Annotated in this window: 16 protein-coding genes and 1 pseudogene; 7 read left to right on the top strand and 10 right to left on the bottom strand. The window is 48.0% G+C overall.

What is annotated here, in order from left to right:
* Together F566_RS32130 and F566_RS32135 are read left to right on the top strand one after the other, a co-directional pair.
* A partial coding sequence (locus tag F566_RS32130; protein WP_020406196.1) for a Tn3 family transposase occupies nt 1–230 on the top strand: 230 nt, incomplete at its 5' end.
* Nucleotides 214–882: a type II toxin-antitoxin system HipA family toxin gene (locus tag F566_RS32135; protein ID WP_157496686.1), complete on the top strand. Its 669-nt coding sequence runs from the start codon at nt 214–216 to the stop codon at nt 880–882. The genes F566_RS32130 and F566_RS32135, both read left to right, overlap by 17 nt.
* Before the next feature lie 26 nt (nt 883–908).
* Here the strand turns inward: F566_RS32135 and F566_RS0106605 are convergent, their stop codons facing one another.
* The 8 genes from F566_RS0106605 to F566_RS0106645 form a co-directional block, all read right to left on the bottom strand.
* The gene (locus F566_RS0106605; protein WP_020406198.1) at nt 909–1,286 is read right to left on the bottom strand and encodes a hypothetical protein; all 378 of its coding nucleotides are present in this window, start codon (nt 1,284–1,286) and stop codon (nt 909–911) included.
* Nucleotides 1,287–1,309: 23 nt separating this feature from the next.
* Nucleotides 1,310–1,984: a hypothetical protein gene (locus F566_RS0106610; protein ID WP_020406199.1), complete on the bottom strand. Its 675-nt coding sequence runs from the start codon at nt 1,982–1,984 to the stop codon at nt 1,310–1,312.
* A gap of 90 nt (nt 1,985–2,074) precedes the next feature.
* Nucleotides 2,075–2,566, bottom strand: coding sequence for an imm11 family protein (locus F566_RS0106615; protein WP_245555165.1), 492 nt, complete (start codon nt 2,564–2,566; stop codon nt 2,075–2,077).
* Nucleotides 2,567–2,796: 230 nt separating this feature from the next.
* Nucleotides 2,797–3,513: a hypothetical protein gene (locus F566_RS0106620; RefSeq protein WP_020406201.1), complete on the bottom strand. Its 717-nt coding sequence runs from the start codon at nt 3,511–3,513 to the stop codon at nt 2,797–2,799.
* A 573-nt stretch (nt 3,514–4,086) separates the two neighbouring features.
* Nucleotides 4,087–4,329 carry a tyrosine-type recombinase/integrase gene (locus F566_RS0106630; protein WP_020406203.1) on the bottom strand — a complete coding sequence of 81 codons (243 nt, stop codon included), beginning with the start codon at nt 4,327–4,329 and terminating at the stop codon, nt 4,087–4,089.
* A gap of 3 nt (nt 4,330–4,332) precedes the next feature.
* Nucleotides 4,333–6,255, bottom strand: coding sequence for an alkyl/aryl-sulfatase (locus tag F566_RS0106635; protein WP_211210611.1), 1,923 nt, complete (start codon nt 6,253–6,255; stop codon nt 4,333–4,335).
* Between the two features lie 179 nt (nt 6,256–6,434).
* Nucleotides 6,435–7,376 carry a 2-hydroxyacid dehydrogenase gene (locus F566_RS0106640; protein WP_020406205.1) on the bottom strand — a complete coding sequence of 314 codons (942 nt, stop codon included), beginning with the start codon at nt 7,374–7,376 and terminating at the stop codon, nt 6,435–6,437.
* Nucleotides 7,377–7,465: 89 nt separating this feature from the next.
* Complete coding sequence (locus F566_RS0106645) at nt 7,466–7,879, bottom strand: VOC family protein (protein WP_020406206.1); 414 nt, start codon at nt 7,877–7,879, stop codon at nt 7,466–7,468.
* Nucleotides 7,880–7,997: 118 nt separating this feature from the next.
* On the opposite strand from F566_RS0106645, the gene F566_RS0106650 reads away from it, so the two are divergent.
* A complete protein-coding gene (locus F566_RS0106650; protein ID WP_020406207.1) occupies nt 7,998–8,879 on the top strand; it encodes a LysR family transcriptional regulator in 882 nt (293 codons plus the stop codon).
* On the opposite strand, the gene F566_RS37615 is transcribed toward F566_RS0106650, so the two are convergent.
* Both F566_RS37615 and F566_RS0106655 read right to left on the bottom strand, forming a co-directional pair.
* Nucleotides 8,876–9,232 carry a cation:proton antiporter regulatory subunit gene (locus tag F566_RS37615; RefSeq protein ID WP_245555167.1) on the bottom strand — a complete coding sequence of 119 codons (357 nt, stop codon included), beginning with the start codon at nt 9,230–9,232 and terminating at the stop codon, nt 8,876–8,878. The two genes, F566_RS0106650 and F566_RS37615, sit on opposite strands and share 4 nt — an antisense overlap.
* Nucleotides 9,221–10,099, bottom strand: a pseudogene (locus F566_RS0106655) (ATP-grasp domain-containing protein); the annotation flags it as partial. The gene F566_RS37615 and the pseudogene F566_RS0106655, both read right to left, overlap by 12 nt.
* Before the next feature lie 308 nt (nt 10,100–10,407).
* On the opposite strand from F566_RS0106655, the gene F566_RS0106660 reads away from it, so the two are divergent.
* The 4 genes from F566_RS0106660 to F566_RS35275 all read left to right on the top strand — a co-directional run bounded on the left by F566_RS0106660 (nt 10,408) and on the right by F566_RS35275 (nt 14,248).
* Nucleotides 10,408–11,184 carry a substrate-binding periplasmic protein gene (locus F566_RS0106660; RefSeq protein ID WP_020406209.1) on the top strand — a complete coding sequence of 259 codons (777 nt, stop codon included), beginning with the start codon at nt 10,408–10,410 and terminating at the stop codon, nt 11,182–11,184.
* 258 nt (nt 11,185–11,442) lie between these two features.
* Nucleotides 11,443–12,276 carry a vWA domain-containing protein gene (locus tag F566_RS0106665; RefSeq protein WP_020406210.1) on the top strand — a complete coding sequence of 278 codons (834 nt, stop codon included), beginning with the start codon at nt 11,443–11,445 and terminating at the stop codon, nt 12,274–12,276.
* Between the two features lie 388 nt (nt 12,277–12,664).
* Entirely contained in the window at nt 12,665–13,174 is a 510-nt protein-coding gene (locus tag F566_RS0106670) for a sigma-70 family RNA polymerase sigma factor (RefSeq protein ID WP_020406211.1), read from the top strand.
* Nucleotides 13,175–13,219: 45 nt separating this feature from the next.
* Complete coding sequence (locus F566_RS35275) at nt 13,220–14,248, top strand: FecR family protein (RefSeq protein WP_020406212.1); 1,029 nt, start codon at nt 13,220–13,222, stop codon at nt 14,246–14,248.
* Nucleotides 14,249–14,421 lie beyond the last annotated feature (173 nt).

Genomic DNA, 14,421 nt, shown 5'->3' on the forward strand with positions numbered 1-14,421 from the left:
GGCTGGAAGACCAGGAGTTATCGGTGCTGGCACTGCACTTGTTGCAGATCTCTTTGGTTTACGTGAATACCTTGATGATCCAGCAGGTGCTTAACGAGCCAAACTGGTTGTCACGGATGAAACTGGAGGACTTCAGGGCGTTGACGCCGTTGATATACGCACATGTGAATCCCTATGGGATATTTGAGCTGGATATGAACACGAGACTGCCCATTGAAGTGGCCGCGTAAAAGTTGGCGGTTATCGCAGCTACCCGGTCACTACCCCGTGACACTGGTCCGGGCAGCAAACCGGGACGTGATATTGATCGAACGTTTTGACAGGGAAAAGACACCGAATGGCTGGACAAGACGGTCCATGGTTTCCGCGCTGACGATCTTTGAGCTGGATGACATGATGGCACGGTATGCCAGCTATGAGGATTTGGCTGAAATAATCCGCCATCGATTCGATAACCCACAAGCCTCTTTGGAAGAGCTATTCGCTCGACTGACTTTTAACATCTTGTGCGGTAATACAGACGACCATGCCCGTAATCACGCCGCGTTTTGGGACGGTCACCGGCTCCAGCTGACGCCTGCTTATGACCTTTGTCCTCAGGGTCGAACAGGCAATGAGGCTTCACAAGCAATGAGAATTCTCGGAGATCGAAATCAATCGCAGCTGACTCTCTGCTTGGAGGCGTGTGAGAAGTTCAATCTCAGGAAAGCCGAAGCTCTGAGCATAGTGGCAAAGCAGATTTCCGGCATTCGCCACTACTGGAAAGAAGTTTGTGACGAAGTGGAGCTCAGTGACGCCGATCGACAACTGCTTTATCAGAGACAGTTTCTGAATCCTTATTCGTTGGAAGGGATAGAGCATCACTTTAAGGCGCATGATTAAATCTGAAATTGGAGGCGTGATATCAACTAAAATATCTCAAATCCATTACAGCTCTCTAAACACTCCACAAACTTTAGCAGTACGGCCTTATTAGTACTGTAGTTCTTTTCTATTTGTTCTCGGTGAAATTCGCCATCGTCAGGCTCTTCTGTTCTTTCACCATTGAGTAGTATCCGTTCGGTCTCGGATAGCTTTGGAATAACTTGCGCCCTAAGTGTTTGCGCGACCAATGAACACTCTTCCTTGCTAAGACCATTGTTACAATATGCCTCATGCAGGCTATCCACAAGGGCATCGGAGAATAGATTCAGCCTTCTTATTTCTTCAACAATTGCACGCCAATGCCAAAAATTGATGCTGAAACAAATGTCTTCAGTCTCTTTATCAAACAGGCTTATTCCCATGTTCTACCTTCCAGTTATCCCCACTACACAAATTCAAGAGCCAACAAGACTCGCTCACAGGCTTTGCTATATAGAAAGTGCAGCTCTGGATTCAAATATCCGCAATATAAGCATGAATCAGCGTAACCAAGATAATCGTATTCGTTACCCTGACTATCCATCACAATGACGTTACTGTATGGCTTCCCGCTAGGTATTTCATGATCGCGATACTTCCAAACACTGGAGATTCCGGCAAACCAGTTAGATCCCCAATACGCATACTCTTTGGGGGTAAAAAGAGGGAATCTTGGAGGGCTATAGCTTTTGCTATTAGGTTTGTAATAAGGGTTTAGAATACAGCCCTTGCGAGCAAAGGCCTCGCGATTCTTCCTGTAGTCCTCAATCGCTCCTTTTTTCGTGCCACCTCCCATCGTCCAGTCAAATGAACTAAGATCATCTGCCGAACAATCAAGTGACCATTTGTCTCCGTGCCTTGAGTAGGTTACCCACTCTTCGCCACACTCCTCTGAAACCGAAGTTTTACCTATCAGCCCTTCTTCATCACCAAAGGGTACGGCCAATAATATCTCTTGTCCCTGATGTGGGCGGTATAATGCTAAAGGCAGCATCATTGACTTATCTAAGTCTGTTAAAAACACTTCATCCGGGTCGGGAAACGCCGTGAATTGTTCATTGTTCTCATAGATTGGTTCCACACATACTCCTTTGAGACATTGGCTCGATATTTTTTCACTTTATCCGCTTTTTAGCTCAGGATCCTAACCCCATGACGACTCAATACACCTTTATACGTGAGCAACCAACTCACCTTGTCTACCACCATATTGCGTAAATTGTTTGATTCCCTTCATGCCCCGCTCACACAACGCTTTGTACATGACTTCATTCATAAAAAGTGCATGCCCCAGCGAGTGAGGAGGATAATAGTGAATCCAAAGCGGTAGTGATACCACAAAAGCTCGTACCCGATCATCCTGTTGAATAGTCGCTATATGCTTTCCTTCCAGCTCTGGGTGAACAGAAAAATCCGTGTCCAGCATGGGTTTTTCTTGGCTTTCAATAGTCACATAACGGCGCATATTCATATGGTAGTAGGGTTTGTTTGTGACTAATCCGCCACTTTCATCACAGACTTTGATTGGCCAGAACTGATGACCAAAGGGATCGTGAGACTCAATAATCGTTTTGGCTGGTTCGGACACATAGGTGATACCATTCAATACCAAAACATCCGGCATGTCACAGCCACCGAGGGTGACCTCAAGGGGCACATCCATTCGCCACTCCGCTAAAATTGGCGCCTTATACACATGACACAAGGAACACCCGTCAGGAGTGATATCTTCAAAATACTGTTTATATTCACTTGGCGACAGGCGACGATCCATTTTGAACGGTATAGATCGCTGGGGACTAAAAAAAGTCTCAGAAGGCAAGTTATTGTAGTCAATTTCTAATCGATAGATCATTTAGAAGAGCCCCCCATCACACCTCACTCCCGCTCGAACTAAACTACGCATACCGACTCCTCTCCTACACCGTATTTCTCGCTGTACAATTCTAAACCACTGAGATCGGCTTCTTGAAAGGCGTTAATCAACACCTGACTCATGTACAGTATTGAGCGTTCTTTTACACTGCGTTTATCAATATCCTCCGCACAATGCTGCCACAAGGGTAGCTTTCCAAGACACTCCCTCAGAATAGAGTTGTCCTTTACCCTGGCCATAAAATCCTCACCATGGGGCACAGGATGAAACCCTAGCTCTGTGGCTGTCGCAGTGCGATTGGACGGTGCAATGGTTAAATGTCGGCGTTGGCAAAACCAGTAATACGACTGATCACTTGTAAATGGTTGTTCCTGATAATCAATTAAATGCACCGGAAAGTATTCATGCGCCAAGTCATCAAAAGACTCAACAATCGCCCTTGCCCCCTGGGAAATAAACAACTTGCCGCCGACTCCCCATAGATCCGGTAGTGTTTCTGATTCCTTCCCCTGATGAAAGCGAAGGCAGATTCCGATAGGACGATCAGCAATACTTGGTGCATGAAAAAACTTTACCCCTGGCTGATTGAAAGCCGCTGGCGCAGGCTTGAATTTCCTCTCGAAATGGATCCAGCCGACGCCCCAGCGCTCGCTTGTGTCACTATTTTGGCGAGGTACTGGAAAGGCCTCCAATCGCTCCTGTGTCGCCAGTTTCGATACAAACCGATAAAACATATGAATATCCTGGTTATAGCCTTGTGCTGTAATTCAAGCAGGCACAATTGACTAGCTGGTAATACATCGTTGATTGAAACTTCGGTGAGTAGATAGCTTCTGACCTGGTCAATGCGAATGGCGTTATCTTCACTACAGGCAGGTATGCAATAACCTCATGTCGGAGCTATTAGGAAATACATCAACCTTGGATAAGTGAATAGTGATCTCAACACTTTTCAGACTTATTTGTATCCATAGAGGACAAAGCCATCTTCATTTACTTCAATGGGTAGCTCCCCCAATTGACTAAGTTTCTCTAACGCCTCACTAAATCGTTTGTCACACTGATACTTTTTCCCAGTGCCAGAATCTACTCTTTGCTGATATCGCCTACCCTTTATTGCGTATATTTCCTTTAACTTAAAAGGACCGTGAGCACAGCAATCTTTGGTATGATCGTTTTCACACCCGCCTTCCGGAAACACGGTTTCAGACAAGAACCTCTCTTGCTCAACAAACGCGAATTGCACAGGCAACCCTACTGAGCCGAGAATATCCAACACCTGACGTGATCAACAAAGTTAGGTAGCGTCAGCGAGATTCTAAATTCCCTCTAATATTCGCTGGATGCGTATTCCTGTAAACATCCGTCAGCTTCTTAATCCCCGCATGCGTATAGATCTGCGTGGTCGAAATATCCACGTGACCGAGCATAACCTGCACATGCTGAATGTCGGCTCCGTTATCCAGCATTGAGGTCGCCACGGCATGTCTGAATACATGGCAGGCTCCCTTAATTTCCACTCCGGATCGTCGAATATATTTTTCTTTCACGCCCTAAGGCACCACAACCTCAAAATCCCCCTTCGGCTTCTCAAACACCAATAAAAACTGCACTAGGTCGATAAGGCTCCCTTCAACATTCAAATCATCTGTCGTCACAAGATCCATGATGTCTTTGTTATCGATAAGAATATCGACAAACAGGTCGTGGGTGATTTTCATGGAGATGTCGGATTCTGACGCCGCGGCATCCGTATCTTCGAGGAATTTGTGGTGCAACACGGAATTTTCGAACCACAGCAGATAACGCTCATTGATGTCTGTAAAATGGATCTTTAATTTGGTTGTCTGGTCTTCTGCTTTTTCGGGAATGACGCGTACGGCCATGGAGGTAAAAAACTTTTCGGCGCCTGTATTCTTCAGCACCTGTTCCATGACTTTGATGTCGATCCCCTCCTCCGGTGCGCCGTTATTCAGCTCATGGGTGGCGGTTAGATAGACGTTTCGCCAGGGGCCGGATTCGGCTTGATAACCTAATTGGGTATAGGTTTCAGCCAGCAGTGTTTTTGCCTTGATATGGTCTGGTTCGGCAAAGACCAAGTGATTGAGTAGTTCCGCTGCCCAGCGGTAATCGCCATTGGAGTAGGCTTCCCTGCCTTGTTTGAGAACAGATTCCGCACCGCCCATGGCTTTGACATATTTCTCTGCAGACTGTGCAGGCGGAAGTGGGTCGAGATTGGCGGGGTTGCCGTCATACCAGCCCATATAGAACTGATAAACCGCCTTGGCATTGTGTTTCAGCGAACCGTAGTAGCCTCGGTTTGGCCAGTAGTTTGCGAGTGACTTGGGTAACCTGATCTGTTCTGCGATTTCCCTTGAGGTCAGGCCGTTGTTGATCATCCGGACGGTCTGATCGTGAATGTATTTGTACAGGTCCCGCTGTTTACTCAGAAATGTCTGAATGGCCTGATTTCCCCACAGCGGCCAATGGTGCGACCCAAAGTACACTTCTGCTTCCGAAAACAGTTCCTTGGCTTCATTGATGTGATTGCTCCACTTTAATGCATCCCTGACCTTGGCTCCTCTCAGGGTATAGAGGTTGTGCATGTTTCGGGACAGCAATTCAGCGCCGCAAAATGCTTTTACCTTGGGAAGATAGAAAGTGAACTCTGTGGGAGATTCGGTTTCAGGGGTATATTGGAAGACCATTTCAACGCCATCGACGACGAGCCTTTGACCGGTTTCAGATACGGTGATTGATGGTTCAAGTATCGAAAAAGTGCCCATGACAGGCCCTTTACCCAGGCCAGAGCCGATGTAACCCTTGTCGCTTTTCTCCAAGGCAGAGCCATACATATATCCCGCCCGGCGTCCCATGGCTAAACCGACAATCACATTCTCGCTGGTGGCTTCCCCCATAAACCCCTCAGGGGCAATGATAGGGATGTTATGTTCAGCAACCTGCTCGGGAGTCACAATGCCCAGTGCGCCACCAAAATGATCGATATGAGCATGGGTGAAGATAATCGCGGATACAGGTTTTTCACCCAAGTGCTCGTTAGCCAGAGATAAGGCTAGCCGGGCCGATTCCACGGTTGTCAGTGGATCCACCACGATCCAGCCTTTATCGCCTTCGATCAGCGTCATATTGGCAAGGTCAAATCCCCTCACCTGATAAACGCCATCGGTGACTTCATATAAGCCTGGCTGGTGATTGAGCGTTGCCTGTCGCCACAGGCTTGGATTTACCGTATCGGGAGCATCACCTGTGATAAAGTTGAAAGCCTGTGTATTCCAGACACTTTGGCCGTCTTTGATAACATTGGCATGCGCCCTTGCGATCAATCCTTTGTTGCTGTCATTGAAGTCTTGTTTATCTTCAAACGGTAGTGCCTCCAGCACCTTGGCATGCTGAGCTTTTGTGTACTCACTGGCTTCGCTGCTTGACTCGCTGAGAGGGCCTGAGCAGGCGCTCAACAATAAGATGCTTATTACGGCGGACAGATTTTTTGCGGGCAGGTATCTTTCTGGGCTATTCGACTGACTGGCTCTTATAGGTTTGGGGTAAATGTGCCGCTTATTCAAATCTCATAATCCTTCATTCTGACCAATATCGAGCCCTACCATCTCTGATTAGGGGTAGATATCAATAAACGCTAATACCCCCTCTGCTTATCAACACATTCCGGTATGATGCCTTTCTGAAAGAAATCATGGATATTCTGAGAGACGATATCGCTTGCCGTATCATAGTCTGTTGGCGCGGAAATATGCGGTAACACGGTCACTTCTTCGTGATTCCATAGAGGCGAGCTTTCTGGCAGCGGTTCTGTTTCAAACACGTCCAGCACCGCATGCTTCAGGCCTCCGGCATCCAGTGTTTCCAGTAGGTCATCGGTTTTGACCGTTGCTCCCCGACCAAAATTGATAAGCGAGGCATCTTTCGGTAATGCTGAAAGCAGCGCTTTATTGATCAAGCCATTTGTCTGAGGCGTCAGAGGTAATAAATTAACCAGAATGTCCGCCTGTTTAACGGCTTCCTTAAGAGCTTCAGGCCCAGCATAGCATTTCACCCCTGGTACTTGTTTTGGATTTCGACTCCAGCCGGACACCTCAAACCCATTCTGTGTCAGACGCAACACACTGGTTAACCCCAACTCCCCCAACCCCAGCACCAGGACCCGGCATTGACTGGCCGAACGGTAGCGAATCTGGTGCCAGACTCTCTGCTTCTGTTGTTGCCCATAGGCCGGCATCTCCCGATGCAGATATAGCACCCATGCCAGAACCGCCTCCGACATAACCTGTGCCAGGTTCTGGTCTTTAAGGCGAACGATCTTGAGCGGGTGATCCTCTAGACTAAGCAGTAAAGCCTCCACACCCGCCCAGAGTGAGTGAACCCATTCCAGTGCGGGCAGCAATCTGACCTCTTCCGGATCAGGATTGGCCACGATGGCAACACGGGCTTTCCGGCGTTCATCGTCACTACAGTCCTGAACCTCAAGAATTCGATATCCCGGCATTTTTTCCTGCAGTATCTTCAACCATTTTCTGGATTCATCAGGTTCCAGTTGGTGGATAAAAGGGATTAACGTCATTGGGGTTTTACGTCTCCGGTTTAGCTCTTCCGATGTATTTTTTTGCTTGCTCTCTTTTCTCTTGTGAGCTGAGCCTGTGCGATAGAGCGTTAACTGGCAAAAATTCTGCTCATATCAGTGAATCCTTTGATCTCAATTGGATTCCCACATGGGTCTCTAAAGAACATGGTGTGCTGCTCACCAGGCTCGCCTTTGAAACGGACAAAAGGCTCAATTTCAAACACCAGCTTTGCATCGATTAATCGCTGGGCCAATGCCTTGAACTGTTCCAGAGGCAGTATTACACCAAAGTGTGGCATAGGGACCAGGTGATTGCCTACTTTGCCAGTGGGTTGGGTGTGAAATGGTTCGCCCAAGTGCAAAGAAACCTGGTGCCCGAAAAAATCAATATCCAGCCAGGTTTCTGTACTACGTCCTTCAGTCGCTCCCAGAAGATCGACATAAAAGGCCCTGGCCTGCTCCAGGTCCGTTACATTCAGCGCAAGATGAAAAACTGATGCCATTTTCAAACTCCTCCAGACTTTGGATCTGCTATATGACATTTATGATTCATCAGGAGTTTACCTATGAGGATTGATAAGCGTTACTATATATCTGTTAACCCCATCAAAAGTATTTCTTATGGATAGTCGATATCTGCAAAGTCTTATTTTCGTCGTTGAACAGGGCTCAATTGCGGCAGCAGCCAGAGCTCAGAATCTGACACCAGCAGCGATCAGCCAGAGAATTCAGGCTCTGGAGCATGAACTCAACTGCCCATTGCTGGACCGTTCCAGCCACAAAGCCGTACCGACTCACCACGCCGTCAGCCTGCTACCCAGAGCACGACACATTGTGCAGCAAACTCAGGCGTTAATGGGAGATATCGACCAGGATGGACTGACAGGCCCGATCAGAATTGGCGCGATTGATAGCGTGCTCAGTAGTCTGTTCCCAAAAGCCATGGTCCGGATTAATAAAATCGCGCCCCGGGCCAGATGTCAGATTACACCGGGCACCTCCGCTTTGCTCTATGACGCAGTGCAACAGCAAAACGTGGATATCGCCATTACGGTTGCCCCGACCTTTTCTCTCCCGAAGTCACTGGTTCAGACACACTTGTTTGAAGAGCCTTATGCATTGATCAGCCATAAAAAAGCGGAGAGTGTAGAGCAGGCTCTTCGGGAGCAACCATATATTCGTTACGACCAGAATTCCTGGGGCGGACACAAGATCGCGCAATGGCTGAAGGAAAAGAAAATCGCAACGAATGTCATAGCAGACCTGGATGCATTACATACCATTGCTCAGATGGTTAACGCCGGGGCGGGTGTCTCGGTGATTCCTCTGTGGGCCGGCATCCGAAAGCAACTGCCACAGCTTAAGATCATTCCCTTAAACAATCCCGAACTCATGCGACCGATCGTTGCAATACACCCACATTATCCGGAGCGCCCGGCGTTGGTGAGCGCCCTGATATCGGCACTCGCCGAAGCGGCCTCCGAGGCAACGCCAGCAACCTAAGCCGATTGTTGGCGATGCACCTCTTCCGCAATTTCCAGCGCTTCCTTGGGTAATTGCTTGGGTTTGGATTTTTGCTTGCGCTGGTTTTTAGCCGGGATCAGGGAGCGCATGGATTCCAGCTTGCCAAAACACAAGAGCTTATCATCCGGTTCCAGTTGTCGGCTGGATTTAGGGTTCGGGATGACCTTGGTTCCCCGGTAAAGCGTCAGGACATTGATATCCTGATCCTGAAAGCCAGAGTCCTGGATAGTGCGGCCGACATAATGTGAACCTGGGGGAATATAAAGTTCGCTGACCCCGTAACCTTTGCTCACCGTGAGACGTTGACGTATATCAATCTCTGGAAAGTCCACCTGTGCGGAAATGTAATCGATAATGGCACCGGCAATATCCAGATTGGTGCAGGTTTCTATTCCCTCCAGACCCGGAGATGAATTGACCTCCATTATCTGTGGCCCATCAGCCCCTTCCAGCATATCCACACCGGCAACATGCAACCCCATAATCTGTGCAGCACGTACTGCCGTCTCTTTGTATTGGTCGCTCAATTGAACTGCTTCTGCAACGCCACCCCGGTGCACATTGCTACGAAACTCCTGTCCCTGGGCGACTCTCCTCATCGCTGCGACCACCTGATTACCAACAACAAACGCCCGGATGTCTTTGCCTTTGCTTTCGGCAACGAATTTCTGCACCAACACGTTCTGTTTCTGGCTCTGAAGCAGCTCTATCAATGCTTCCGCTGACTTTGTGCTTTCTGCCAGCAGAACCCCGATGCCCTGAGTTCCCTCGATCAATTTGATGATGACCGGCGCATTACCCACACGGGAAATCGCCGGCAAGACATCTTTCTTGTCGCGCACGTAGTTCGTTTTGGGAATACCAATATAATGCCGACTCAGCAGTTGCAGGCTTCGGAGTTTATCCCGTGAATTCAATATTCCGTGAGCGCTGTTGGCACAAAACACATTCATTTCCTGAAACTGCCGGACGACAGCGGTGCCATAGTAGGTAATGGACGCGCCGATACGGGGTAAGACCGCATCAATACCAGAGACTTCTTGCTGGCGGTAGTACAGACTCGGTGAGCCTCTTTCGAGATCAATCGCAAATTTCAGGGTGTTCATGACTTTGACACTGTGTCCGCGTGCCAGCGCTGATTCCTTCAGTCTTCGGGTGCTGTAACATTTTGGTCCACAGGAGAGTATGGCAAGTTTCATTGGCCTGTCCGATTGGCTAACGTTCTTTTAAGCTTCGTATATTCTGATCAAAATGCAAGCAGACCAAGACCTGCTTTGGCTGCGCAAATGCTAACGGTTTCCATGGGTCGCGAACGAGTATCCAGCGGCATGCGAAAACATCAAAATAGAAGACATTCATCAGGGAAAACTATCAATAATAGCCACCAAGGATATTTAGCAACGATAACCAGCAACGATAATTAGCAACTTCCACAAAACCCAAAAACTCCGCTTATACTTAATCAATCAGAGCTTCCGTCTACCTTTCAGGTTTGGGACGTCGTAGTATGTGGCGATTAATCTTTACGCTGATTCTGACCTTCTTTCTTGGGCAACCATCCTGTTACGCTGAAGAGCGCCTGGCACTGGCGTCTGCCCTCCTTCCGCCCTATGTCTACGAAGAGTCCGGGCATGCCAAAGGTGTTGCTGTCGATATTGTGAGGGCCGCACTCAATGAGGAAGGGATAACCCTCAGTATTGTCATTGTTCCACCAAACAGAGCGATAAACATGCTGGGGGGAAAACAGGTCGCCGGCTTTTTCCCGATTTTGAAGAACGATGACAGAAGCATGTTTCTGCATTTCTCCCAACCGCTGGCCTATTATCAAATGACCCTGTTCACACGAGGAACAGGCATCACCTCGTTTGAAGCGCTCAAACATGACAACAAGACATACAAAATAGGATTATCCCAGAACTATATCTTTCCAGAAGAATTTCAGTTTCTGTTGGATCCTGATCGACACGATCCAATGTATCTGACCTCCAGGCTGCCGATCGAGCTGCTTCATCTTCGAATGCTTGCTTCCGGCAGAACCGATATCACCATCATGGACGAAAGTATCGGGGACTATTTTATCCATCAACACAAGAAGGAACTGGCGGATATCCGGAAGATACCGGGCGCCAGGGTTCCCCAGTTACCCATCTTTTTGGGACTGCTGAAAGCGCTTCCGGAATCAGAGTCCACAATAACCAGGTTTAATCAAGGACTGTCAAAGCTCTTTAACTCCCCAAGAATCCACGAAATATATCAACGGTACGGTGTTGATTCCCCAAAGTAATGGGCTTCGCTGTTGCTTGCGATCCATTGATATAGACGCCTCATTATTCACCCACCTCGCAATTCCATTCTCCGTTAGCTTTAATCCAGGCGAAGATGCAACAAACCACCTGATAAAGTGAGAAACACATGCGCTTGTAAAGTACGGGGTGTATAGTAATTGACGGTTGGATTTCCGGGGTGTATTCGGTACGGGATATCAGCGACTAGGACAAAAATGGCTGTATCAACTTTTCATATCAACGGAAGGAACCGAACTATGAAAATCTCGAGTTGTTTACTCGTTCTTTTAATCTCTCTCTTTTCTATCGCAGGGGCAAATGCCGCTCCCACTTCTTTCTATCTGATTGTGATCGACAAAACAGGCTCAATGACCAGCACCCGCTCGACTACCGGAAATTCCCGTTTTCAGGATGCCATCACTCAAGCCGAAGGTGATCTGCTGGAAGCCATCAATGAAGCGCAAAGTGTCGGCGGTGATCTGCAGGTGTCTGTTGCCACATTCAATTCAACCATTGGATATCAACAACTCCTGGATTTTGGCAATCCCACCAGCGCGCAAACCGTTTTGAATAACCTGAGATCAAACAGACCGGGGGCCAGAACTAACCTGGCCGACTCGCTGTGCACAGGGGCGGATGAACTGTTTGATGAGTCAACCACCGACAGCTACAAAAGAGTGATTGGTTTTTATACGGATCTGGATGAGAACCAAAGTTCCGGATCCTGTTCTGGTAGTGACTGGATGTCAAAAGTCATTCAGAAGTTTTTCAGCGGATTTCCCAATCCGGTGTTCAATGTCACCTTGTTTGCGACCGTTGATGATCTAACCGTCTCTTCCATGTTGATGGGGATCGGAAAGGTTGTGAAGGAATCGGATCCACAGCGGAAGGAAATGTCAGGACTCTACGAAGAGTTGGGACTGGTCGCCCCCGCGCAATTATTGAATATCAAAGATGAAGTGAGGTTTATGATGACGTTAGCCGGCTATACCGGCGGCGCAGTGCTCGGCATTGCGGATACTCAGGACGACCCGGTTATTGATACTGACAACTCGGATTGCGGCAGATTCTTCCCCTGCCCCAATCAATAAACCTATATAGCAATATACCCGGCAACAACTAACCTCATAAAGAATTTAGTTAAAATAACAGTCAGGGCGTAGGCCAACGTCCTGACTTCAGCAGGATCTTTTAATCAGCAGCCTTTTAATAAATCGCTAGAGCGTCGCCCGATTAATAATACGTTTCTTTAGCGTATTCTTCCGCCAGAGCCTGCTTCTGTTTACGCTTTATTTTCTTCCATCGCTACCCTGACTCAATGCCGAAGATTCTTTCGTCGTATTTGTCGTATTTCAAAAGTGAAGCACGAACATCACTTAATGCTTGCAAAAGCTTCTTAATTATAAATAATGATAATCATTCTCACTTATATCCACCACCAACCTTTCGGCACGACCGTAATTCATAGAGATTGAATGGATGTTATCTGATCAGAATGAAGCTGTTTATGCTCTGTATAGCGAGCATAATGACTGGCTCAAGAGCTGGCTTCGTAAAAAACTTGGATGTTCACATAGTGCGGCTGATATGGCGCAGGACACATTTGTCAGGGTTCTCTCTGCCGCGCCCAATCTGTTTACGATAAAAGAGCCAAGAGCTTATCTGACGACGATTGCCGGGCGATTGATTATCGATAATGCCAGGCGCAAAAAGATAGAACAGTCCTATCTGGAGACCTGGTCCGCTTTGTACGGCGAGCACGCGGTTGCCCCCTCTTCTCAGGATCTGGTTGAAGTAGTAGAACTGTTGGTAGAGGTCGCCAATTTACTTGAGGGACTGCCTGAGAAACCCCGCCAAGCCTTTCTCATGAGCCGACTTGAAGGGAAAGCCTATAGTGAAATCGGTGAGATTCTTGGCGTATCCGTCAGTATGGTGAAAAAATATGTCGCTCAGGCATTGCTGCATTGCCATGACTTTATGAAAACCTGATTAAGAGCTCTGTTACCTTACTTAATTGCTGCTACCTCACTAAATATGAACCATCACACCGAGCAAAGTGTCGTTAATGATCGCGAAGTAATCGAAAAGGCAGCGGAATGGCATGCCACTTTGACCTCCGGAGAAGCCACTCAAGATGAGCGTGAGGCATGCAATCGTTGGCGAAATGCCCACCCGGCTAACGAGGAGGCTTATCAGAAGCTTTACGCGCTATCCCACCGGTTTGACTGCCTATCCCCTGAGATGCGCAAGCCAGTGGGTTCGGTGCTGAATGAAGTGCTCAAGGAAGATACGGTTCCCGTAACATCAGGATTTAAAGCCACGGTGCTTGTGCTCACGTTTCTCGTGGTCTCAATTCTTGGCGTGCAATCCTTGACTTCATCGTCGTTGGCGATTGACTACCATACCAGCGTGGGCGAGCGAAGGAGCATCACTTTGAGTGACGGCACTCAGTTGATACTTAATACCGATTCCGCTGTAAAACTGGCATTTGATGATTATGAGCGCCGGCTGTTGCTGCCTCATGGTGAGATTCTGGTAGAGGTTGCCCATGACCCGACAAGGCCGTTCGTCATCGAAACGTCTCAAGGAACTGCGCGAGCCCTTGGTACTCGTTATAGTGTCCGGACTCTGGATGATGTAATGGATGTCGTTGTAACAGAGTCCAAGGTGGAAGTCTGTCGCAGTGAAAGTTCTTCTCTTGATTCCCCCTCCTGCGTGACAACTCATCAGGGCGAGATGGCCCGAGTGCACCACAACAGCGTTGAATGGTCGCAGCACCATGACACCTTTGGATCCACTGCCTGGAGCCAGGGACGCCTGGTGGTGGATGAATGGCCTTTACCTCGTGTCTTGGAAGAGCTCAAACGTTACCGTCCTGGCATCATGCACTTTAACGCTGATGACCTTGCCGACATAAAAGTTTCCGGTGTTTTTCCATTGGACGATACCGAACAGACACTGGATATTCTCAGCCAGAACCTGCCTGTTCAGGTAAATCGATTTACGCGTTTCATTACACTTGTGCGTAAATTGCAAACCAAATTACACTTGCCGCCGGACTGAAAATTATTGACGAGAAAAAATTAAAATCGGGCTCCGTATGCTGCACCCGATGGATCTTTGTGCATCGTGATATAGCGGATGGCTAATGCTCTTACTCTTTCTCACCCTTGTATGAAAGTTCTGTATAACTGAGCCATAAACTCGTTATTTTTCGGCTACGCTTGCAAGTATTA

The organism is Hahella ganghwensis DSM 17046 (genome assembly GCF_000376785.1).
GTDB lineage: Bacteria > Pseudomonadota > Gammaproteobacteria > Pseudomonadales > Oleiphilaceae > Hahella > Hahella ganghwensis.